This is a genomic window from Idiomarina sp. ST10R2A5, assembly GCF_051842325.1.
Lineage (GTDB): Bacteria > Pseudomonadota > Gammaproteobacteria > Enterobacterales > Alteromonadaceae > Idiomarina > Idiomarina abyssalis.
This window is the reverse complement of the sequence record NZ_JBNIEX010000006.1, coordinates 83,839-106,663: the sequence shown is the minus strand read 5'-3', so window position 1 is coordinate 106,663 and position 22,825 is coordinate 83,839. Positions and strand designations below refer to the sequence as shown.

Below are 22,825 nucleotides of genomic sequence, written 5' to 3'. Positions count from 1 at the left end.
AGTTGCTGACATTTGTCTGACAATATTTTAGCCTTAGTAGCAGTAACCCAATCCATGCGAGTAGTTAAGGAAGGCGGAATGACAACAATACAGCTCACAGAGGAGCAAAAGCAGGCCGTTGCCGACAGTGTTCAGGTACACAAGTTTGGCGGAAGCAGTCTTGCCGACGCCTTTTGCTATCGACGTGTGGCCCGCATTGTAACGGAATACGCCGGCGCGAGCGATCTTGTCGTGGTTTCCGCCGCTGGTGATACGACCAATCGTATTCTGGCTATTATAAACGCCAAACCGCAGCCGGGCGATACCGCCAGTATTCTGCTCGATCAGCTGGAGAATTTTCAGCAAGGACTTATCACTGAGTTATTAAGTGGCGATTTACAACAGCAATTGCTGCAACAGTCACAACAGGACTTCACTCGCTGGCGTCGTTGGTTGGCCGGTGACGAAGACATTGCCCATAACGCCGAGCTACTGTCCTACGGTGAACTTTGGTCGGCGCGCTTATTATCTGCGCTGCTGCAAAAACAGGGCACCCGGGCCGACCACATTGATGCCCGCGACTTCTTACTGGCAGCGGATGCTCCAGAGCCTGTGATTCAGGTTGAGCATTCCCGTGAAAAGCTACTACTGCGGGTAGCCCCTCATTCCGGCACCCGCTTTATTGTCACCGGCTTTATTGCCCGTGGCTTAAACGGCGAAAGCTTGACTCTGGGTCGCAACGGCAGTGACTACTCAGCTACGCTGGTGGGTAGCTTGCTCGATGCTCGCCAGGTCACCATATGGAAGGACGTTGCCGGTGTTTACTCGGCGGATCCTCGTAAAGTTGAACGTGTCGTCAGTTTGCCCACACTGGACTGGACCGAAGCCGAGGAACTGGCAAGACTTGGCAGCCCGGTTCTGCACCCAAGAACCTTTCAGCCAGTCGACCGTCAACGCATGGTCATATCGGTACGTTCCAGCTTAAAAGTAGAAAACCAGCAAACCCGCATTGGTCAGTTCCAGAATACGCAGCCCCGCGGCAAAGTTTTCACGTCTTTGTCCGAAGTGGTTCTGTTTAAAGTTGAGTTGCAGGACAAGGCTTTAGTAAAGCGCCTGGATGAACTGGAGTTAGAGCCGCTGGTCAGTTGGACCGAGCCGGAAAATCATCAGCAATATCTGGTCTTTCACCAAAACCACTTAGACTATCTGACCGGCTGGCTGGACAGTCTGGGCGCGGGTGATGCCATCACTCAAATTCGCGGTTACTCCATGGTCGCTATTGTCGGTAACCGCATTCAGGAAACCGATCAGTTTTCGACCTTTAAGCTCCAGCTTTCAGAACAAAAAGTACGCCGCTTTGCCTTAACTCAGAACGGCGACTCCGCTGTGGCTATTTTAGAGCAGAAGCTTGATAACCGTTTACTGAACCGTTTACACAGTCAATTATTTAACTACCGCCGCAGTCTGGGTGTGCTGGTTATTGGCCGTGGCAATATTGGTACAGCCTGGTTGGAGCTGTTCAGACAACAACGAGACCGCATTAATCAGGTGATGGACGTTCGCGTTATTGGCATAGCCAACTCCCGCCGTTTATGGCTGGATTACAACGGCGTTGAACTGACCCAGTGGGCAGATGACTTCGACCGCCTGGCGCGCCCTTACGTATTGACCGAACTGTTGCGCGAGCTGCCCAATGCGCCATACGACGAGCTGGTTGTGATTGATTTAACCGATGCGAAACAAGTCGCGCAATTATACCCGAGTCTGTTCGCAAACGGTCTTCATATCATCAGCGCCAACAAGCGCGCGGGCTCGGCTGACGAAGCGCTGTACCGCGAAATTCGTACCATCCAGCACGAATACGAACGTGAGTGGCTCTATAACACCACAGTTGGCGCCGGACTGCCTCTGAATTACGCCATTAATGACTTACGCAATTCCGGCGACGAAATCCGTAGTATTTCCGGTATTTTCTCCGGCACTATGTCCTGGCTGTTTGAAAATTTCACCAAAGGTGTGGCTTTCAGTTCGCTGGTACAAGAAGCCAAAGAGAGGGGTTACAGCGAACCCGACCCACGAGAGGATCTGTCCTGCCAGGACCTTGTCCGTAAACTGCTGATTCTTGCACGCGAAATTGGCTTGAATCTGGACTGGCAGGACATTCAGGTACAAAGCCTTGTGCCGGAGAACTTACGCGACATACCGCTTAACGACTTTATGCAACGCATATCTGAGCTTGATGAGCCCATGGCAGCTATGCTCGACGAAGCCGCCAAAGACGGTAAGGTCCCTCGACTACTGGCCAGCTTCACGGTCAGTGATGAGCAGCGGGTTACCGCCCAGGTTGGTATTGAGTACATTCCGGAAGGGGATATGCTGGCAAACCTAATACCCGGCGAAAACATCTTTGTTATCTACACCGACTGGTATTCTGAAATGCCGCTCGTAATAAGTGGTCCCGGTGCAGGTAAACACGTTACCGCAGGTGGTGTTCAGTCCGATTTGAATCAGTTACTGGGTAAACTGGCAGTGGGAGCTTAACGCTCCCACTCATTTAGTCCTAATGCCTGACTAGAATAAATCGTCGTCATTGTCTTCAAAAATATCGCGGTCTGAGTTGCCATTATTACGGCTGTACTCTGTCGGCTCAGTTCCCCGAATGAAGTATTCAAAGCGTGTTGTGTAATCGCTCTTATGCGACAACTTACCAGTTTCTAAGTCGATTCGAACATTCACCACGCCCGGTGGAATACCAAACTCGCGTGAGGGGAACAGGGGTAACGCCTTTTCCATAAATAGGATCCAGCCAGGCAACGCTGTTTTAGCACCAGCCTCACCGCCTGTTATTGCCTGCTGACTGGAGTCCACTTCAGGATGCTTTGACGTACGCCCCAGCTTTCTGGAAACATCATCAAAACCTACCCAGACCGTGGTGGACAGACTAGAAGTAAAGCCCGAAAACCAGGTGTCTCGCACATCGTTTGTCGTACCGGTTTTACCGGCAATGTTACGACCTACCGCTTCGGTAATGGGTTTAGAACGTTGAATACGCCAGGAGGTACCATTCCAGCCGGTGCCATTAGGCCAGCTTCCACCACCCCAGACAGCAGAGTTCATTGCCTGTTCAACCAAAAATGCATTTTGCTCACTGATGACCTGCGGTGCCGGTTTATCGCAGTCGAAACAAGCGCGCGTCGGCTCGGTTTCGTCTAAAACATTACCGTCTGCATCTTCAATTCGTTCAATGAAATAAGGTTCGACCAAAAAGCCACCATTTGCGAAAACAGCAAATGCTCTGGCTACCTGCATCGGTGTCATTGAAAGAGAACCCAGCGAGAGCGATTCATTTTCAGGAATTTCAGAACGGTCCAGCCCAAACTTCGCTAAATGATCCGCCACTTTTTTCACACCCACTTCGCGAATTAGCCTCACTGAAACCACGTTTTTCGACTTAGCCAGCGCTTTACGCAGGCGAATAGGCCCTTCGTAAACTTCAGGCGAGTTCTTGGGCCGCCAGGCAATACCGGAGCCCGGATTCCACTGGTTAATCGGAGCATCATTAACCAGAGTCGCCAGCGTCAATCCTTCTTCAAAGGCTGCTGAATATATTAACGGTTTAATATTAGAACCAACCTGACGTTCCGCTTGTAATGCGCGGTTGTACTGACTCAGTTGGAAACTGTAACCACCAACCACAGCAGCTACAGCGCCGTCATCGGGCCTTAACGACACAATGGCGGAACTTGGTTCAGGAATTTGAGCCAGACGCCATTCACTGCCGTCATTCACCCGGCGCAACCAAATAACGTGCCCGGGCTGCATGATTTCTCCGGCTGTCTCCGGAGGCGGTCCCTGACGTTCTTCGTTCAGGTATTCGCGGGCCCAGTGCATGGCTTCCCAGGGTAAAGTGATTTTCCCCTCGTCTTTAACCATCACTTCCGCAGACTGCTCACCAATGGCTGTCACCACAGCCGGTGTAACCGCACCAATAACGCGTAATTGTTCAAGGTATTGCCGAATAGCCGGTTCTTCCACCGGCTCCTCTTCTTTCTCTGCCGACCACAACAAGCTAACCGGACCGCGGTAACCATGGCGTTCATCGTAACTGTGCAGGTTATCCCAGACGGCCTGACGCGCAGCCAGCTGCACATCACTTCTTATCGTTGTGTAAACCTTGTAGCCTTCATTGTAAGCTTGGTCGTCTCCGTAGCGGTCTACCATTTCCTGGCGCACCATCTCGGCCAGGTAAGGCGCATTGACCGTTACCTCCGCTCCATGACGACGAGCGGTGACCGGAGCATTAGCCGCTTCTTCAAACTCCGCCTGGCTGATTTTATTTTCATCCAGCATACGCAACAAAACCACACGTCGGCGCGCTTTCGAAGCAATCGGGTTTGAAATTGGGTTTAGATTCGATGGCGCTTTAGGCAGACCTGCGATGGTTGCCATCTGTGCTAAAGTCAGGTCTTTTAGTGGCTTACCGTAATAAACCTGTGCTGCAGCCCCGACGCCATGAGCGCGATGCCCGAAGGTAATTTTATTGAGGTAAAGTTCCAGAATTTCATCTTTGCTTAAGAGCTGTTCAATGTGAACGGCAATAAAGGCTTCTTTTATCTTGCGCATCCACGCGCGTTCAAAGTTCAAAAAGAAGTTACGTGCCAGCTGCATGGTAATGGTACTGGCACCTTCCTGAATCTCACCGGTGGTCAGCAACACACTAAAGGCACGCAAAACACCAATAGGATCAACGCCAAAATGCTGATAAAAACGACTGTCTTCAGTTGCCAGAAAAGCATCAATAAGCGGTTGCGGTACGTCTTGCAGCTCCACTGGTATACGCCGCTTTTCACCAAACTGTGAGATCAGTTCCCCGTCTGCTGTGAACACCTGCATTGGTGTCTGCAAACGCACATCGCGCAAAGCTTCCACGCTGGGTAATTCGGGCTTTACATACAAGTAAAGGCTGCCAACCGCTACCCCGCCAATAATAGTACACACCAGCAAGGTGTAAATTAGCCGCTTAAACCACTTCAATTATCTGCTCCATAACCCTTTTTCACTACACCAGTCTGCTTAAACCGCAAAAACCGACATAAATTAGCTCTAAATTCTTACTGACTATTATGGCGGATTTTTGTTCACAACACTACGCTTGCATCTGGCTTTTCTACAATAAGGATATTGTCTAATGTCATTACTTCGCCAGCAACCACTTGCTGTGCAAATGAATCGTGAAAGTTGTCTGGTTTTACAACTATCACGACAGGGCCGGCACTTTGTGGTCGATCACTTTTCACAGCAACACAAAAACAGCCTCAGCGATAAAGGACTCAATAAAGATGGCATTGTCTCAGCGCTTGATTACACCGCAACTCACTATCAGAAAATTGCACTGGACAACCGCAATCAGGTTGAAGAGCAGTTACTGGAAAAATTACCGCCACAATTAAAGACCAGTACCGGTATCAGTTACGACTATTTTACCCGAAACAACGAAGCTGAAGCGGTCATTGGTCAACGCTCAGCTCTGGAGGAGTTACTAACATTATTAGCCCCCCTGAAAATGCCGGTACATGTGGTTGAACCGGCCTATCAGTCTGTTGTACGTGCAACCAACGCAGTACTTCCTTACCTTTGGCCCGACAACGCAGTATTTGAAAGCCCAATGCAATGGGTCATTGTCGAGCTGAGACAGCCTCAGTCTATTGTTCTGTATTGCAAAGGCGGTGTTTTTCAGCGCTTAGAATACGTCGATACTTTCAATTTACTGCCTTATCTTTTGTCGGCTCAAATGTCCGGCAAATTCAGTTGGGTTATGAGCTTTGGCGATAAGGCGGTTCAGTCGTCGCTTGACCGGCAGCTTGAAGGGCAAACGCAACTCACGCACTTAGTGCTATCAACAACACCCTTTTTCAAAAACAATCCAGCACCCATTGTTGCGGCATTAGATAATGAGCTGGTGTTATTAGGCTTAGTCTTGCGGGGGTTTAACCAATGGCATCGTTAAACCTTCTGCAATGGCGACAGCAAAGCTTATGGCAACGCCACCGCACGTTGCATAAAGCAGGTATTGCACTGTTAATAACTGTTACCTTTTTCTCGTCACAGTGGGTTATTTCATACAGTGACTATCTGACTCAGTTGCAGCAGCAAATCAGTGTGCAAAAACAACAACTGACTGAGCGTAAAGTTCACCAACAACGCTGGCAAGCCTACAAGCAACAGCAAGAAAATCAGCGTATTTTTACCCAGCTTAAACGCTTACATAAGCTGAGGCTTAACGCATTTTCGGCATTACTCGACAACACCCCAAAAAGCTTTCATCACCGCCGGCTTGCTTTTAGCCATGAACAATTCAAGCTTGAGGCTAACTATCGCCATATTCAGGAAGTTAACGATCACTATTTATGGCTAAACAAACAACTTGTTCATGCCGGGCTAAAACAGCAGTTGTTGCCGCAAAAACGCGTTTCATTCCATTACTTAAATAGCCAGCGTGAGGCCAGCCGTGGCTAAATCATCACACAAAACACTTTTAATCTGGGTCATGGCCCTGCTTATCTTTACCCTGCTTGCTGTGCTCATTAGCTATTACTTAACCGGGTATCAGGCCGCGCAGCTTAGCAACACCTTGCGGAATCAGTATCAGCAGCTACAGGCACCTCTTCCTCCAGTTCCGGCAGAGGACAGTATCGACGTGCCCGAACCCTCCTTCGTGGGTGTTTCGTCTTTACTGACCCAGGCGGCAAAGCAACAAAAGGTAGACTTGCACTACCAACAGGATCCAGAGCGTTCTGAGCAATGGTTGGTTGGGGTTAATGGTAGCTATCAGCGCGCTGTCCGTTTTGTTGCCTCTGTAATGCTGGCACAACACGGCGCGACTCAGGCTTTTCCTTTTACTCAAACATTAAAGTGGCAAGACACAGACTTAACCAGCGGTAAACTCAGTTGGCAGTTTCTGTGGTTAAACGCCAATGATGCCGCTTCGGCAAGCATTGACGCCAACACGCTGTTTAAAACAAGCTTTCCGTCCATTACTGTCGAGCCTCCTAAATGCTTAGAGCGGCCTGCAATAAAGAGCAATATTCAAATCAGTGACTGGTCTTTAGTTAAGTTACTGGCCACACAAACCTCACCACAAAGAAAAGCTCTGCTGCAACTGCCGGACCGCGTAATAACCCTTGCTAACAACAGCTGGATAGAAAACCCACTCATGCAACTGCGTGAAATTAACCCCGGGTACGCACTGTTCGAACGCTGGCAGCAGTATGCTGGCTGTTGGTCGGCCGAGACCGTCAAACTTCGTTTAACTAAGGACAAGAAAACGTAATGAAGCCAATTAAATTCTCTTTTTGTGTGCTCAGTCTGCTGCTGGTGCTTTGCTCTACATCTGGTTACGCAATGGAAACTTCCTGGAAAAGCCTGCTGAGCGAAGAGCAAAGGCAACAACCTGTCTCGCTCAATACCGATAAAATGCCGCTAAGCCAACTCATACAATTACTGGCCGATCAGCATCAGTTAAATATATTGATTACCGACCAGGTCAGTGGTGAATCCAGTTTGAAACTCAACAAGGTTGCCTGGCAGGATGCCTTCGACACGCTACTAACCAGTCATGGCTTAACGGTTCACGCACAAGGTTCCATGCTCCGCATTGATGTCGCCGATGATGCTGTCGTAGACAATAGCCAGCACCGCTCTATTTTGCTTAGCGTAAACTTTGCGAAAGCCAGTGACTTAGCGTCGTTATTAAAAAATGAGCAGCAAAGCTTTTTGTCACCCAACGGAGCGGTCAGTGTTGATGAGCGCACTAATACGCTCATTGTTCGGGACACGCCGGAGCAACTGGCCACCATTCGTCAGTTAGTCATTGATTTGGATGTACCGGTCAAACAAGTTCTCATTGAAGCCCGTATGGTGACGGTAAAGGCCAACGTCAGTAAAGAACTGGGTATTCGTTGGGGCGCGTCGGAGTACGGACTGGCAATACCTGAGGACGCAGGGAGCTTTGTTAAAGGTATGCAAGTGGACTTACCGGCAACAAACCCCGCCGGAACATTTTCCGCTAACCTGGCCAGGCTGAGCGATGACATTCTGCTGGATCTTGAATTAACGGCGCTGGAGCAGGAAAACAAAGCCGAAATTATTACCAGCCCCAAAATTTTCACGTCGAACCAGCAACCCGCCTACATAGAACAAGGTACAGAGATACCTTACGTCGAAACAGCTGCGCACGGGGCTACTGCGGTGCAATTTAAAAAAGCGGTTATGGGCTTAAGTGTGACTCCGCAAATTACGCCAAATAACCATGTGTTAATGGAGCTCACCATTACCCAGAACACCCGCGGCGACACCGTTGCAACACCTACCGGACCAGCCGTTGCCATCGACACTCAGGAAATGTCGACGCGGGTACTGGCGAAAAATGGCGAAACTATCGTCTTAGGTGGAATCTTTCAGGAACATAGCTTGAATGATGACAGTCGTGTCCCCATCTTAGGTTCGCTGCCGTTACTCGGGAATTTGTTCTCTCACCAGCAGCAGCGCAATGAAAAGCGGGAGTTAATGATTTTCGTCACACCAACGATATTGCCCCAAACTTAGTCCAAAAGCCGATTACTATTGCTAAAGTGGGCTCAAGTTGCGATAATCGCGCTTCTTTTCGTTGGGTTGGGGGACGTCTCCAGACACTCCGGATTCGTGAGTTACAGCTAATTTTAACCAATGATGTAAGCAGGAATATGGCTGAGAAACGTAATATTTTTCTTGTTGGGCCCATGGGGGCTGGCAAAAGTACGATTGGCCGTCAAATCGCCAGACAATTACATTTAGAGTTCTTCGACTCAGATTCTGAAATCGAGCGCCGCACAGGGGCTGATATCAGTTGGGTTTTTGAACTTGAAGGTGAAGAAGGCTTTCGTGCACGCGAAGAAAAAGTAATCGAAGAGCTTACCGAAAACATGGGTATTGTCTTAGCGACAGGTGGCGGCTCGGTCATGAGCAAAGAAAGCCGTAACCGTCTGTCGGCTCGGGGTGTTGTTGTGTACTTGAAAACACCCATTGAGAAACAACTGGCGCGCACCCAGCGCGACAAACGCCGGCCTTTAATTGCAGAAGCTGACGACCCGCGTAAAGTGCTGGAGCAACTGGCACAAGAACGCGACCCTTTATACGAAGAAATTGCAGACATCACGGTACAAACCGATGATCAAAGCGCAAAATTCGTCGTCAATGACATTATCGATCAACTCGAGTCGATTAACGGCCTCGGGTAAATAAAGGGAGCTGCGTTCATGGCTGAGGTTAACGTCTCTTTAGGTGAACGCAGCTACACCATCTACATTGGTAACGCCCTGTTATCAAACTACGTAGAAAACCTCCCGCGTAAACTCAATCAACAGCTACTGGTCATCACTAACCCGACCATCAGCCAGCACTATTTAAAGCCATTATTAAGTGCACTTGCCGGCCATCAGGTCGAAGTATTTGAAATGCGCGACGGCGAACAGTTTAAAAGCCTGGAAAGCTACAGCGAAGCCATGGATCTTCTTATTAACGCTGGCTTTAACCGCGACTGCGGCATTATTGCTTTAGGCGGAGGTGTGGTTGGTGACCTAGCGGGCTTTGTGGCGTCAACATTTCAACGGGGGGTCGATTTTTATCAAATTCCGACCACCCTACTGTCGCAAGTCGATTCTTCCGTGGGCGGAAAAACAGCGGTTAACCATCCGCAGGGTAAAAACCTTATTGGCGCTTTTTATCAGCCCAAATCGGTGGTTATCGACATAGACTGCTTGCGAACACTGACTGAGCGAGACTACCGCAGCGGCTTAGCCGAGGTCGTTAAATACGGTGTTATCTACGACGCTGAGTTTTTCCAGTGGCTGGAAGAGCATACGACAGAGTTAAATCAGCAAGACCCGGCAGCACTGACTTATGCTATTCAACGCAGCTGCGAAATCAAAGCGGAAGTTGTCGCACTGGATGAACGCGAAAAAGGCCTAAGGGCATTACTCAATTTAGGCCACACTTTTGGACACGCCATTGAAGCCGCCACCGAATACGGCGCATGGACACACGGCGAAGCCGTAGCTGCTGGCATTATAATTGCATCTAAGCTGTCAGAAGTGACACAGCGGCTCAATTCGTCAGATTTTCGACGCATTAAAGATTTACTGCTGGCACTTGGCTTGCCGACGAAGGGCCCGCAAATGCCCTGGCAGGACTGGTTAGACTACATGCAGCGCGACAAAAAAGTAAAAGACGGTCAGCTGCACTTTGTTCTTCCAGTCGCTATTGGTAAAGCTGAAGTCGTCAGTACTGTAGAACACAATACCGTTGCTGCTGTGATCACTGAATGTTGCTAACGCCAACGCGTTATCTCTATTCGGCTGACAGACAGGAACAGACAGATGCAAGCACTTGCAACCACACAACACATTGTTGCCGCGCCGGTAAAAACCAAACCAAGCCAGCAACAGGTTATTGACCAGCTCCACCAAAATTGCCAGCAAAGCGTTTCGCTTATTATGCTGCACGGCAAAGAGGGCAGCGGTAAAACCACCATTGCAGAAGTGTTTCTGGAGCAGGCATCAGAATACGCGGAAGTGGCTTTTATCAGCGCCAATGAACGCTCCACCAACGACCGACTTCGCGCACAAATACTCAACCAGTTGTTCGGCACCATCAGCATTAACGACGAGTCACTAAGTCGCCAGATGCAACGCCAGCGTCCGCTTAACCACGCCATTATTGTTATCGATAACGGTGAGCTATTGTCAGAAAGCTTTTTAGCCGAGTGCATTTCCACCGTTACTCAGCTTAGCGCCATTGGTCAGCGCACCAGCATTATCATTACCGGCGACAGCCGCTGGGCACAGCAACAACGCCCGGCGCCGCACTTGCGTGTACAAGGGCCCACCATGATTGAGGTTCAGCCACTTAATCATGACGAACAGATTCGCTTTGTGCAGGCCTTACTGCCGGAGAAGCAGCGTAGCTTCTGGAACCTGGAACGCATTCAACAATTTTTAAACTCCATTCATGGGTTTCCCGGTGAAATTCAGCAGCGCCTGCAGTTAACCTTAACCACTCAGGCAGCCCGCTACCGCGATACCAATGCCGAAGAGAATTCTGACAATAGCGACGGCAGTGAACAAAGCAAAGGGAACCGTAAAGCAGAGCAGAACAGCCGCCGCAAAATGCGTCTGTGGCCTATTCTTTTAATTGCAGCCATTATAAGTCTGGCCTTTGCTGGTTTTCTGAATAAAGAACAGCTGACCGCCTACTGGCAACAAGTGAATCCGGAATCAGCGGCACCGGCAGAAACCACGACCGAACAAGGCGATGCAAACAGTGCCACGACAGCCGAAGATAAAACAGCAACAGAAGCTACCGAACAGACGACCAGTTTGCCCAGCTTTGAACCGCTCAATGAACGTTCTTTAGAACTGGTTCCTGCGGAACTGGCCGCCTCTTACCGCAACGCTTTAGGTACATTAAACACCGTAGCCGCCTCTGAAATTACAGAAGGTGAAATTTCACTGGGCTTCATTAAGCAACAGCCGAAACAACAAGAGCCGCAGGAAGCCAAGCCTGTCGGGCAGTCTAACGAGCAGTCGGCAGCCGAGGCAGGCATTGATACCGTTGTAGCCAAACCAGAACCAGAAGTTAAAGCAGACCAACCTGAACCACAACCACAACAGTCTCAGCCTCAAGCGCGGCCGTTCCAGACCCAGTGGGCACTGGATCAGAACTCAGGCAATTACACACTGCAAATCAGCATTATTAGTGACCCGCAGCTACTGCGCAGTTTCCGTAATGACTACGGTATTGCCGCTAATACTCAGGTGTATCAGCGCGCTGATCAACGTTATGTGGTTATTTTTGGCAGCTATCCCAGCATTGAGCAAGCACGTGCAGCCGCCACTCAGCTGCCGACCGATGTGCAGCAAATGGAGCCCTGGGCTAAGTCGTTTGCCAGTGTGCAAAACGACATTACTAGCCAGTAGCCGGACGAATCACGCAGTCAGCAATTTTCATCCCCCGGCCTTTGGGTTACAATCCCTTGAGGATCCACCAACGGCCGGCGCATGAAGAAGAATCGGGCATTTTTAAAATGGGCAGGCGGTAAGTACTCACTTATCGAGCCGATAACAGCACGCTTGCCGCAAGGTAAAAAGCTCATCGAACCTTTTGTGGGTGCCGGTTCAGTCTTTCTGAATACCGACTACGACAGCTACCTGCTTAACGACATTAATCAGGACCTCATTACCCTGTATCAGTTTGTGAAGCGCCGTCCGAAGACTTTTATTCAGGACGCCCGCAAGCTCTTCGTTAACCGTAACAACCAGGCCGACGCTTACTACGCACTGCGTGCCGCCTTTAATGCCAGCAGCGACCCTTACTTTCGTTCATTGCTTTTTTTATATATGAACCGCCACGGCTACAACGGCTTGTGTCGTTATAACAGCAAAGGCATTTTTAACGTGCCCTTTGGTGATTACCGTAAACCTTACTTCCCGGAAAAAGAGCTCGAGCATTTTGCCGAGAAAGCGCGCAAAGCCAAATTTATTTGCCGTCCATTTGAGCAAGTTTTCCGGCGCGCCCGACAAGGCGACGTGATTTATTGCGATCCGCCCTACGCACCGTTGGATCAGACCTCTAACTTTACCAGCTACGCGACCGGTGGCTTTGGCCTGACTGACCAGGACGAGCTAGCCCGCCGGGCAGTGCAGGTTGCGAAAAAGCGCCACATTCCGGTACTGATAAGCAACCACGACACCGACCTCACCCGGGCTTTATACAAACACGCCGACATCAGTAGCTTGTCGGTCTCGCGCAGCATCAGTCAAAAAGGCGACGGCCGCAAACCCGTAGCCGAGCTGCTCGCTTTATATGATAGCGAAGTCAATAAAAGCAACGTGGTTTCTCTTAGCAACTCATTGAAGAAAGTAGGCACATGAACTGGCACTTAAAAGCATTTAACGATCTTTCACTGCACGATCTCTACGACTTGCTGAAACTTAGACAAGAAGTTTTCGTGGTGGAGCAAACTTGTCCCTACCTGGACGCCGACGGCGCAGACGAGCAGGCTTTACATTTGTACGCCCGCAAAGACACCGGCGAAATGGTCGCCTACGCCCGGCTTTACCTGGCCACCGCCGATACCGGCTATTCCCGTATTGGTCGGGTAATAACCCATGAAAAAGTGCGCCGCCAGAAGCTAGGCAGAGAAGTCATGCAACGCAGTATCGACTACCTTGAAGAATATGCTCCCAAAGCCCCAGTTCGGGTAGGCGCACAGGTTTATCTGCTGAAGTTCTACCAAAGCTTCGGCTTTGAAGCCATTAGCGACGAGTATCTGGAAGACGACATTCCACACATTGATATGCAACGCAAGGCTGCGCAGTGACAACTACGCCCCGGGTTCCCATTTTTGCAGGCAGCGACGCTGAAACCGTTGCGGCAAAAGCCATTGCCGAGCGCTGGGGACTCCCGTCTGAAACCACGGATAGTGACGTTTTTCAGCTTTGGTTGACCGACGGGGTACTGGCACTGCACTGGCTGCAAAGCCCGCAAAAAATGTCGCCTTTAGTGGTCGATTTTCATCAGGGCAAAGCCGCCTACCGTGCTCAGAACACACAGTTAAAGAACGAAGCTATTGCCAAAGCCGTTGGTGTTAGTGGGCAGTTTAAGCCATCGGTTGTCGATGGAACCGCCGGCCTTGGGCGAGACGCCTTTGTACTAGCCGGGCTAGCTTGTGACGTTCAGTTAATTGAACGGCATCCGGTTGTCGCTGCACTGCTCGACAATGGCCTGCACAGAGCCCAGCAGGAAGCCGACTTCATTGGCGAAACCTGCCAGCGCATGCATTTAATCGGAACCGACAATTTATATACGGGTAAAGGCTTCACCCACGAGCCCGACGTGGTTTATTTAGACCCCATGTACCCAAAAACCGGCAAGCAAAAGGCACAAGTGAAAAAAGACATGCAAATGTTCCAGCAGTTAGTCGGCAGCGACGAAGACGCCGATTCATTGCTAGAGCCTGCGCTTAATAACGCTAAATTCCGAGTAGTGGTTAAGCGCCCCAACAGCGCGCCTTTTCTGTCCGGGCGTGAACCAAACAGTCAAATTAAGAGTAAAAAACATCGCTTTGATGTTTATATAAAACGAGGTTTTCATGAGTCAGCAAATTAAAGAAGGCGATAAAATTCCATCAGGTTCACTGACCAGCAAAGGTGATGTTGGCATTCAGAACTACGACCCGGCAGAGATATTCGCCAAAGGCACACACGTATTGTTTTCAGTGCCTGGCGCGTTTACTCCGACCTGTTCGGAGAAACACCTGCCCGGCTACGTAGAGCACGCCGAAGCGTTAAAAGAAGCGGGTGTTCTGAGTATTAATTGTGTCGCTGTAAATGACGCCTTTGTTATGAAGGCCTGGGGCGACGCATTGGGGATCGGAGAAAAGGTTCGGTTATTGTCCGACGGCAACGGCGCATACAACCAGACAATGGGCCTTAGCATGGACACCGGTAACTTCGGTGGTATCCGTTCTAAGCGTTACGCCATGATCATCACCGACGGCCAGGTAAAAGGTGTGTTTGTGGAAGAGGACAAGTCCTTTGAAGTGAGCAAAGCCGAATACATACTGGAGCAACTGCAAAAATAATGTCGAACTGGGATGTGATTATTATTGGTGCCGGCGCGGCGGGGCTGCATTGCGCCGCTCATGCCGCACAGCGCGGTAAGTCGGTGCTGGTATTGGATCACGCCAAGCAGGCAGGTAAGAAAATTCTGATTTCCGGCGGCGGCCGCTGCAATTTCACCAATATGTACGCCGGCCCGGAGAACTTTCTGTCTTCCAACCCGCATTTTTGCAAGTCGGCACTCAGCCGCTACACCCAATGGGACTTTATTGGCCTGGTGGCTGAGTACGGTATTGCCTACCACGAAAAAACCTTAGGCCAGTTGTTTTGCGACGACTCCGCCAAAGACATTGTGCGCATGTTAATGAGCGAATGCGACCGACACGGCGCCAAAGTTCAGTTACGCACCGAGATTGTGTCGGTAGACTACGAAGGCAACTACCGCATTGAAACCAGCCGCGGCGACTATAGCTGCGACAAACTGGTTATTGCCTGTGGCGGGTTATCTATGCCCAAGTTAGGCGCCACTCCGCTGGGGTATCAAATTGCCGAGCAGTTTGGGCATTCCATTGTACCGGTACGCGCTGGTTTAGTGCCTTTTACCCTGCAAGAAGATGAAAAAGTCCGTTTTGCCGAGCTTTCAGGTGTGGCTGTACCCGTCAGTGCAGAAGCCCATGGCGGATACTTCCGTGAAGCCATGCTGTTTACCCACCGTGGCGTCAGCGGACCGGCCATTTTGCAGGTATCCTCCTACTGGCAGCCCGGCGAAGCCGTGACCATTAACCTGCTACCAGATTTAGACGCTTTTGAGTGGCTGAAAACGCAACAGCAGCAACAGCCCAAAACCCAGCTCAATACCGTATTGCAGCAACACTTCCCTAAGCGCGTAGTGACCGCGCTAGCAGAGCACCACCAATGGCCGCTGAACAACAAACTGGCCGACACCTCTAACGCGCAGTTTCAGGCTATAGCCGACAACCTCAACCGCTGGCAGCTAAAACCCAACGGCACCGAAGGCTACCGCACCGCTGAAGTTACCTTGGGTGGTGTTAACGTCGACGAAATCAGCTCCAAAACCATGGAAAGCCAGAAGCAACCAGGTCTGTACTTTATTGGCGAAGTGCTGGATGTAACCGGTTGGTTGGGGGGCTTTAATTTCCAATGGGCGTGGAGCAGTGGTTTTGCTTGTGGGTCGGAGTTGTGAGTGGCTCTTAATATTCAGATAGAAAACCCGAACTGTGTTACACTTCCGGCCTGGCTTTAGGTTCACAAGCTCCAGTCTTTTTGCATTTACAATCAAAACCTATTCTCCAAATCAAAGTACCTGCACACTTCATTCTCGCTTGCAGTAAGAATTGCCAACCACTGTTGGTTCAAACGCTCAAGCACAAGGCAATACCATGAATATGACTTCACTAGGCGTTATTGGCAGCTCTAAAAAGGAAGATGAACGGCGCGTGCCGATACATCCGGATCATTTATCCAGGATCCCCGAAAAAATACGTAAGCAACTCATTTTTGAAACGGGCTATGGCGAACGCTTTGGTATTAATGATGCTGAACTCGCCTCTCAGGTGGGAGGACTGGCATCAAGAGACGAGTTGTTAGAAACCATGAACACCGTTGTTATCGCCAAACCAGTACTTGCCGATTTTGAGCAATTGCGGACCGGCGGCGTACTCTGGGGTTATCCTCATTGCACACAACAACGGGAAGTCACCCAGATTGCCATTGATAGAAAACAGACTTTAATCGCTTTTGAAGATATGTATGTCTGGGGTCCCCAAGGCCAGGTTGGGCGCCATACATTCTATAAAAATAATGAAATGGCGGGATATTGCGGGGTGATCCATGCGCTCCAGCTTAAGGGCATAGACGGCCATTATGGTAATCAGCGTAAAGCGCTTATCTTCAGTTTTGGTGCTGTTAGTCGTGGAGCTATTTATGCACTCAAAGCCCATGGCTTTCGCGATATTACTATCTGCATTCAGCGACCTGATCATGAGGTCCGTGAAGAAGTCCTAGATTGTCATTATGTTTGGTTAAGAGCTGGCACTGCCGATCAAGCAAGGATGATGGTGGTTGAACATGACGGTACAGAAAGGCCACTGTGTGATTTGATCAGCGAATCGGGACTCATTATCAATGGCATCTATCAAGACACCAACCACCCTATCGACTTTGTCATCGAACAAGAAAAAGCTTGTCTCAAACCGGGCTGTTTGATTATTGATGTCAGTTGTGACGAAGGTATGGGTTTTTATTTTGCTAAACCAACCACCTTTAAAAATCCCATGTTTCAAGTTGAAAAAGTGGATTACTACGCCGTTGACCATACGCCCAGCTATTTTTGGGAAAGTGCCTCACGCTCAATTTCCGCCGCATTGGTTTTCCATTTACCGGCCATAGCCGCAGGACCGGATGGCTGGCAACAAAATGAAACCATACGTCGGGCCATCAATATTGATAAAGGCGTCATTCAAAAACCAGATATTCTGGCTTATCAAAACCGCCAGCAGGCTTACCCTCACCTGCCAATTTAGTGTTCGCTTAGTCTTAAAGCGGACACACGTAGTCCAGCTTTTACTCGGTCATAAAAAGCTGGACAGACGAAGCTCAATAGACCCATTACCGAACAAAGAAGCACCAAGCAAAATGCGCCATTATTCTTATCGTTTGGGTGCAAGGTAGAGAGGTTCACTCATACCGATGACAGTGTTTCTGCTTTTAGTCTTTTTTTGATGAATAGCTACTTGGTATTTGAGTGGCAACTGCATTTTTTTCAATACTTTATTTGAATAACCCGCACTCGTCGATAAAGGAGTAGTCCATTTCATTGATACTGAGCCGCTCTTCGAGTCAATTTGGCAAGGAGCGCTTTCTTTGGTTTGGGTCACCCACTCATCTTTTCCCGTTGCAAACAAGACTGAGCATGTATATAAACCATCAAGTGCTTTATAGTTCTTGATACTATAATCAAACTTTACATGTAACTGGTGCTTTTCGGTTCTAGGCAGTCCCACTTCGGAAACTTTAAGATTATCAATGACCGCTTGGCTGTCACTCACATCCGAATAATTTTGTGATGTGCACCCGGTTAAAAAAGCAACGACCGCGATCCCTAGAGTCTTCTTCATCGTCATCCTCCTTGAATACATGAAATTTCATATTGGGGTGTTGCATAGCGAGAACATTAAACCAACAAATATAGTAACACAACCACATACTACACAATAAAGCCGCTTACGGGATCCCGAACGCCATAGCGTAATCTCAGTTACTAATAACACCACCGCAAGTTGAAGCACATTAAAAACATTAAGAAAAATTCAAGTTCCACTTCTCGCTCGAAGCGGACCTAACCCTCCCCAATAATTCCCAACCATTCATCAAACTCTTTTCCTACGTAAATCCCAACGACTTCCTCATTGTCGTCTAGAACAAAATAAGTCGGAAAACCGAGCTGACCTAGCGCTTGTAATAGCGCAGACTCAACGAACTCGCCTTCATAAGCAACGAAAGGGTAAGAAATATTGCTAGCGGTCATGTGGTCTTTAAAACCGGCAGTATTATTCGTCCCTACCAGGCCAATAACAGTAATATCGTGGCCAGAGTCGTTATTTAGTGTATTCATTTTAGGGATAGCTTTACGACAAAAGCCGCAACTTTCGCTGTAGATCTGCACGACGGTCCACTTGGCTGAACGGTCCCTTGCTCCAAGGGTTAACCCTTGTCGGGTTTGTTCATCGACGTCCCATACTTCACCTAATTTAGGGACGCTAATGGCTAAATTTGCAAGTGCCTGTTGAATGCCTTTATTATTCTTGGCCTTCGCGTGTAAATACTGCTCTAACGCCGAACGATTGGTCTCATTGTTGGCCTTATATAACCGCACAACGACATCACCGTCAGTAAAGGATGTGGACTCAAACAACGACATCGCTATGCCCTGCTCTTTGGCAAAGCCGACACTATTAAGTTTAGGCTGCAAAAAATGCGATTTACCCGAGGCATCGATAACAACAACTAAAAACTCGGAAATCAAACGACTGTTGTCATCGCTCATTGAATAAGGCACAGCTATCGATCCGGTCAATCGGTTGTCTTGCGCCCGAATACTAACCGGAGGATATATCGTTAAAGCCGAATGAAAAGGCAGCTGTGTTTTGTACTCTTTCCAGAGTAGCCAATCTTTGGCGTCTATCCTGTCAGCCACCGCCGAAAAAGTGCTGACAAGTAACACGATTAACACAATAAACCGCATGAAATTCCCTTTTTAACTCATCTCTTACCTTTTCATCATGCTTAATAATGAAACATTAAGCAAACCACCCCAGTTCAACCGCACGTTGGCGAATGCGACGGAGCCTCCACTTTTATTGCAGTGTTTCAGTCTATAACAAGATCAAAAACTGTAGCTATCATATTCGCCTTGGGTTGAGTCGCTGGCTTTAGCTTCATACATTTGCTCATGGCGGGTCTAGAACTCTGCTAAAAAACAATAAAACTCTGACAAGCTAATACTTGATTCTTGTAAAATCTAAAATATTTACGTGTCTGCTTTGAACGAGGAACGGACATTTATTAGAAACCGTAGTAATGTTAGAAAAAATACAATCAAATCGTAAAGGACTATAATTTGAAACTCCTCACATTATTCGCAAGTTTATTTTTCAGCACTTTTAGCCTCGCAGGCGACAAGATTTACGACGAATCCAGGGACAGGCATATTCCGATAGAAGTTTCGCATCCAATTGAAAATGAACATTGCAATGAGACCCAAAAGTGTTCAGTAGCAATGCTTAGCGCGGGTTACGGCGTATCACATACTAAGTACGCATTTTTGTCCAAACAGCTGAACCAGCTGGGTTACATGGTTATAGCTATTGGGCACGAACTAGAGAACGATCCTCCGTTGTCGGTATCGGGTAATTTGTATGAAACTCGAAGCGAAAACTGGATCAGAGGCGCCGAAACACTGGACTTTATTAAACATAGTCTCGCATCTACTTACCAAAACTATAACTTCAATGATTTGCTACTTATTGGTCATTCAAACGGTGGGGATATTTCCTCCTGGCTTGCGAATGCGGGCAAGGATTACATTGATACTGTTATTACACTTGACCATCGTCGCGTTCCGCTTCCCAGAAGAAAGGATATTAATGTCCTCTCGATTCGAGGTAGTGATTACCCAGCTGACGATGGCGTACTGCCTTTAAAGAAAGAAGCAAAAGAGTACAGTATGTGCGTTAAAGAAATACCAGAGTCCCGGCACAACGACATGACTGATTACGGCCCCAAATGGCTTAAAGATGAAATTAATAGAGTTATAGATAATTTTCTAAATGGCTCGAGCTGTCTAGTTAATTCATGATGAATACTAAAACGACAACTATTGCAGTCTATGCGGGGTTAATCTCTGTAATTATTGGAGCAGCAACATTCGCGTTGAGTTGGAATTTATACGACATTCTTGGCGGTCCTATGCCCGGCACCAAGGTGTTACTTTTCCCGGGGAGCTTAACGTTGATATATGTTTGGCATCCACTCTTCACTGAAGAAATTAACTTTTGGCCTAAGTTCGCACTTCAAATGTTTGGGCAGTTTTTCGTTGTTACGGCCATGACGATGCTGTGCGTTGGTCTTGCTAAAAAGCTACTTCGCATCACCCAGAAACGGTAAACACGAAAGGAATCCCAAATGCTTAAATTTGTTGCAGCGTTGCTGCTTGTTTTATTAAGTGCCCCCAGTAATGGGAGCGAACGTTCTGATAACGCGAAAACACCAATCGACTATCTTCCGGCTCTTGCCGGTGACTATTTTAAGCATGACTCCAAAAGCGTAGGACGTTCTTACCATATATTTGTTCGGTTACCTCATGGCTACGAGGACAACCCATCAAAAAACTATCCCGTTATCTATTTATTAGACGGTGATAGCTTATTTCCGATGTTGGCACCGACCCATTTATTTCTAACGTACGACGAGCAAATACCTGAAGCCATTGTCGTTGGTATTGCCTATGGCGGCTTTGGTGATGTGAATAAACGCGACATTGATTTTCACGAGTTTGCTAGCCAAGAGAGCGGTGAGCCACATGGCCCTGGTAAGTTCTTAAAGTTTTTAAAGCATGAACTGCTGCCAACAGTCTCAGATCGGTATAGAACAGATGAAAGTAAACGCGTGTTGGTAGGCCAGTCTTATGGTGGCTTCTTTGTTCTCTGGTCAGCTCTTCAAGATCCTGATTTATTTTGGGCGAGAATAGCGAGTAATACGAGCTTTGGTGATGAGCGTTCGAGGCTATTTTCTGAAGCTTCAGAAAGTACAAACAAAGAAGGGCTAGTTGCAATTACTATAGGGACAAAAGACACACAGTCACGCCAAGACTTTGTCAAAGAGTGGTCTGATACCTGGATGGACTCTGATAGTGCGCCCTGGACAGTAAAAAAGTTTGTCATGGAAGGTGGAACGCACGCAGCTACAATTGCTGAAACTTACCGCCAGACATTGAAGTGGATATTTCAACGCAAAGAGCCTGAGTCAGATTCTCAAGGGTAAGGAGTAAAGTGATCACCCCAAGGATACAAACTATATTGTCAGTTTACATGATATGACTGTCAGGTAAGAGTGAGGAGAGCAGTAAATGCAAAAGTTATCCAATTTTTTCCTAAAAGACCAGTCAATCATAAAGGCTTCGTGCAAGTTAAGTATAGCCTCATTCTTATCAACGATAGTTGTTGCGTTAATGCTGGTTTTTGTATTCTCTGATGAGGCACCTGAGAAGTTTGGCGCTTTTAATTTCCCATTGATAACCATAGTGTTAATGCCGCTGATCGAAACAATGATAATGTTTGTTATTGTTCTTCTGATACGTTCCCTAACAACGAATCCGACCATTCAAGTTTTTGTATGCGCCCTCACATTGTCTGCACTTCATTTTTCCTCTGCACCAGGACACGCTTTCATGGTTTTCATACCCTTCATATTACTTTCTCTGCCGCTGGTCCACTTTTGGGAAAGTCATTGCCTGAGAGGCTTCTCAATTGCATTTTTATCCCACTCTTTAAGTAACACTTTTGCATTTGGTATATCAGAGCTGATGTAGCTGATTATTGGCTGGAACTAGCAGCTGGTTCCGCTTTGTGTCAGGGGCAGATTGATTAGCCGACAACTATATTTTACTCAATGGGTAAATAAATATCGGTTATCATTTCGTTCTCCGGCACATCCGGGAAGAAACTGACTCGCTCGAAGTAAATAGGAAAGTCCCGCACTTCAACCTCAGACTTCGGCAGCCATTGGGTATAAAGAAAGCTTACTATCACACCGATAGAGTCATCGCTACCAATATGCCTAACTACGGCGCATCGTCCCGCAGGAATAACTTTGTTGACTATGCCGTAGTCATTCGCGGCGACTGGCTTATCGACAGAGCAGCCTATATCGAGTCGATAGTCGTCTGGTGCGGTAACATTCGGGTCATCGTAAACCAAGTTAAATGTCTTACTTTTGCTTGGCGAGAGATGATTAAGCTTTCTCCACTCAATAAATTTTTGTAGCGAGCTTCCCAGTAAGCTCGGTGACCCACGATGCTCCATTACCGCGATTAGAGTTTCAGGAAACGCTTTAACATCAACGTTAAACTTTGTGCCATTATTCATAATATTTTTCCTCAGCTTCAATATCGGTTCATATTTCAAGTGCCAAGGGTTCCAATTAGCCGCTTTTCTAAATTCGGATGGACTTTGATTAAAGTGCTTTTTAAACACCCGAGAAAAGGCTTCATGACTTTCGTAGCCATTTGCCAGCGCAATATCCAGAACTCTTTCATGATCTCTGTAGGCCAACTGATAAGCAGCCCTTTTGAGCCTAAGCAACCGTACCAGTTTTATTACCGACATTCCCATGAATGCCGAACACTGCCTGTGAAAGTGATACTTGGACAAATGCGCAAGCTTGCACAGCGTATCAATATCAAGATCAGCGTCCAGATTCGCCTCAATGTGACTAATAACTTTCTCAAACCGACCTTGATAGTTCGACATATAAGTAATTCTCCCCTTAGCGGTTTAATACTAAAACTTAATAGAGGGTTAATCTTGACTAAGGTTGCTCAATATCGAGGAAAATTTGTTCTACGCAGCAGCTTTTTAGCAATACCAACACACAGCATCGCCACAGCCGTAACA

The 22,825-nt window shown here is 48.1% G+C and carries 22 protein-coding genes; 18 read left to right on the top strand and 4 right to left on the bottom strand.

Translation table 11 applies throughout. From position 1 onward, the window contains the following. Positions 1 to 78 precede the first annotated feature (78 nt). Positions 79 to 2,520, top strand: coding sequence for a bifunctional aspartate kinase/homoserine dehydrogenase II (locus tag ACP7FG_RS09245; RefSeq protein WP_417448030.1), 2,442 nt, complete (start codon positions 79 to 81; stop codon positions 2,518 to 2,520). Between the two features lie 30 nt (positions 2,521 to 2,550). Here the strand turns inward: ACP7FG_RS09245 and ACP7FG_RS09240 are convergent, their stop codons facing one another. After that, positions 2,551 to 5,013: a penicillin-binding protein 1A gene (locus tag ACP7FG_RS09240; protein WP_439226215.1), complete on the bottom strand. Its 2,463-nt coding sequence runs from the start codon at positions 5,011 to 5,013 to the stop codon at positions 2,551 to 2,553. A 154-nt stretch (positions 5,014 to 5,167) separates the two neighbouring features. Here ACP7FG_RS09240 and ACP7FG_RS09235 point away from each other — a divergent pair, with 154 nt between their 5' ends. The 13 genes from ACP7FG_RS09235 to ACP7FG_RS09175 all read left to right on the top strand — a co-directional run bounded on the left by ACP7FG_RS09235 (position 5,168) and on the right by ACP7FG_RS09175 (position 17,176). Next, entirely contained in the window at positions 5,168 to 5,986 is an 819-nt protein-coding gene (locus ACP7FG_RS09235; protein WP_439226214.1) for a hypothetical protein, read from the top strand. Further along, a complete protein-coding gene (locus tag ACP7FG_RS09230; RefSeq protein WP_439226213.1) occupies positions 5,974 to 6,495 on the top strand; it encodes a hypothetical protein in 522 nt (173 codons plus the stop codon). The genes ACP7FG_RS09235 and ACP7FG_RS09230 overlap by 13 nt, the downstream gene beginning before the upstream one ends. Next, complete coding sequence (locus tag ACP7FG_RS09225) at positions 6,488 to 7,309, top strand: hypothetical protein (protein WP_439226212.1); 822 nt, start codon at positions 6,488 to 6,490, stop codon at positions 7,307 to 7,309. The genes ACP7FG_RS09230 and ACP7FG_RS09225 overlap by 8 nt, the downstream gene beginning before the upstream one ends. After that, positions 7,309 to 8,583, top strand: a complete 1,275-nt coding sequence (locus ACP7FG_RS09220) for a type IV pilus secretin PilQ (protein WP_439226211.1) — start codon at positions 7,309 to 7,311, stop codon at positions 8,581 to 8,583. Before ACP7FG_RS09225 ends, ACP7FG_RS09220 begins: the two co-directional genes overlap by 1 nt. A 137-nt stretch (positions 8,584 to 8,720) precedes the next feature. Beyond that, positions 8,721 to 9,254 (top strand): shikimate kinase AroK, encoded by a 534-nt coding sequence (gene aroK / locus ACP7FG_RS09215; protein ID WP_199495065.1) that lies wholly within the window; start codon positions 8,721 to 8,723, stop codon positions 9,252 to 9,254. 18 nt (positions 9,255 to 9,272) lie between these two features. Next, a complete protein-coding gene (aroB, locus tag ACP7FG_RS09210) occupies positions 9,273 to 10,346 on the top strand; it encodes a 3-dehydroquinate synthase (protein WP_439226210.1) in 1,074 nt (357 codons plus the stop codon). Between the two features lie 45 nt (positions 10,347 to 10,391). Then, positions 10,392 to 11,990, top strand: coding sequence for an AAA family ATPase (locus tag ACP7FG_RS09205; RefSeq protein WP_439226209.1), 1,599 nt, complete (start codon positions 10,392 to 10,394; stop codon positions 11,988 to 11,990). A gap of 81 nt (positions 11,991 to 12,071) precedes the next feature. After that, a complete protein-coding gene (locus tag ACP7FG_RS09200) occupies positions 12,072 to 12,944 on the top strand; it encodes a Dam family site-specific DNA-(adenine-N6)-methyltransferase (protein ID WP_199495068.1) in 873 nt (290 codons plus the stop codon). After that, a complete protein-coding gene (locus ACP7FG_RS09195) occupies positions 12,941 to 13,393 on the top strand; it encodes a GNAT family N-acetyltransferase (RefSeq protein WP_439226208.1) in 453 nt (150 codons plus the stop codon). Before ACP7FG_RS09200 ends, ACP7FG_RS09195 begins: the two co-directional genes overlap by 4 nt. Continuing rightward, positions 13,390 to 14,181: a class I SAM-dependent methyltransferase gene (locus tag ACP7FG_RS09190; RefSeq protein ID WP_439226207.1), complete on the top strand. Its 792-nt coding sequence runs from the start codon at positions 13,390 to 13,392 to the stop codon at positions 14,179 to 14,181. Before ACP7FG_RS09195 ends, ACP7FG_RS09190 begins: the two co-directional genes overlap by 4 nt. After that, a complete protein-coding gene (locus ACP7FG_RS09185) occupies positions 14,165 to 14,656 on the top strand; it encodes a peroxiredoxin (RefSeq protein ID WP_439226206.1) in 492 nt (163 codons plus the stop codon). Before ACP7FG_RS09190 ends, ACP7FG_RS09185 begins: the two co-directional genes overlap by 17 nt. Beyond that, positions 14,656 to 15,837: an NAD(P)/FAD-dependent oxidoreductase gene (locus tag ACP7FG_RS09180; RefSeq protein ID WP_439226205.1), complete on the top strand. Its 1,182-nt coding sequence runs from the start codon at positions 14,656 to 14,658 to the stop codon at positions 15,835 to 15,837. The genes ACP7FG_RS09185 and ACP7FG_RS09180 overlap by 1 nt, the downstream gene beginning before the upstream one ends. Before the next feature lie 196 nt (positions 15,838 to 16,033). Further along, the gene (locus ACP7FG_RS09175) at positions 16,034 to 17,176 is read left to right on the top strand and encodes a N(5)-(carboxyethyl)ornithine synthase (RefSeq protein ID WP_439226204.1); all 1,143 of its coding nucleotides are present in this window, start codon (positions 16,034 to 16,036) and stop codon (positions 17,174 to 17,176) included. Between the two features lie 126 nt (positions 17,177 to 17,302). On the opposite strand, the gene ACP7FG_RS09170 is transcribed toward ACP7FG_RS09175, so the two are convergent. Beyond that, positions 17,303 to 17,770 (bottom strand): hypothetical protein, encoded by a 468-nt coding sequence (locus ACP7FG_RS09170; RefSeq protein WP_271332245.1) that lies wholly within the window; start codon positions 17,768 to 17,770, stop codon positions 17,303 to 17,305. 221 nt (positions 17,771 to 17,991) lie between these two features. Next, positions 17,992 to 18,897: a TlpA family protein disulfide reductase gene (locus ACP7FG_RS09165; protein ID WP_439226203.1), complete on the bottom strand. Its 906-nt coding sequence runs from the start codon at positions 18,895 to 18,897 to the stop codon at positions 17,992 to 17,994. A 375-nt stretch (positions 18,898 to 19,272) separates the two neighbouring features. Between ACP7FG_RS09165 and ACP7FG_RS09160 the strand changes: the two genes are divergently transcribed. From ACP7FG_RS09160 to ACP7FG_RS09145, 4 genes are all read left to right on the top strand, one after another. Beyond that, entirely contained in the window at positions 19,273 to 20,010 is a 738-nt protein-coding gene (locus ACP7FG_RS09160; protein ID WP_439226202.1) for an alpha/beta hydrolase, read from the top strand. Beyond that, positions 20,007 to 20,318: a hypothetical protein gene (locus ACP7FG_RS09155; RefSeq protein WP_417437486.1), complete on the top strand. Its 312-nt coding sequence runs from the start codon at positions 20,007 to 20,009 to the stop codon at positions 20,316 to 20,318. The genes ACP7FG_RS09160 and ACP7FG_RS09155 overlap by 4 nt, the downstream gene beginning before the upstream one ends. An 18-nt stretch (positions 20,319 to 20,336) precedes the next feature. After that, a complete protein-coding gene (locus ACP7FG_RS09150; RefSeq protein WP_439226201.1) occupies positions 20,337 to 21,194 on the top strand; it encodes an alpha/beta hydrolase in 858 nt (285 codons plus the stop codon). Positions 21,195 to 21,279: 85 nt separating this feature from the next. Continuing rightward, complete coding sequence (locus ACP7FG_RS09145; RefSeq protein WP_439226200.1) at positions 21,280 to 21,741, top strand: hypothetical protein; 462 nt, start codon at positions 21,280 to 21,282, stop codon at positions 21,739 to 21,741. A gap of 73 nt (positions 21,742 to 21,814) precedes the next feature. Here ACP7FG_RS09145 and ACP7FG_RS09140 read toward each other — a convergent pair whose 3' ends face one another. Next, on the bottom strand, positions 21,815 to 22,681 hold the full coding sequence (locus ACP7FG_RS09140; RefSeq protein ID WP_439226199.1) for an AraC family transcriptional regulator: 867 nt from the start codon (positions 22,679 to 22,681) through the stop codon (positions 21,815 to 21,817). Positions 22,682 to 22,825: the final 144 nt, after the last annotated feature.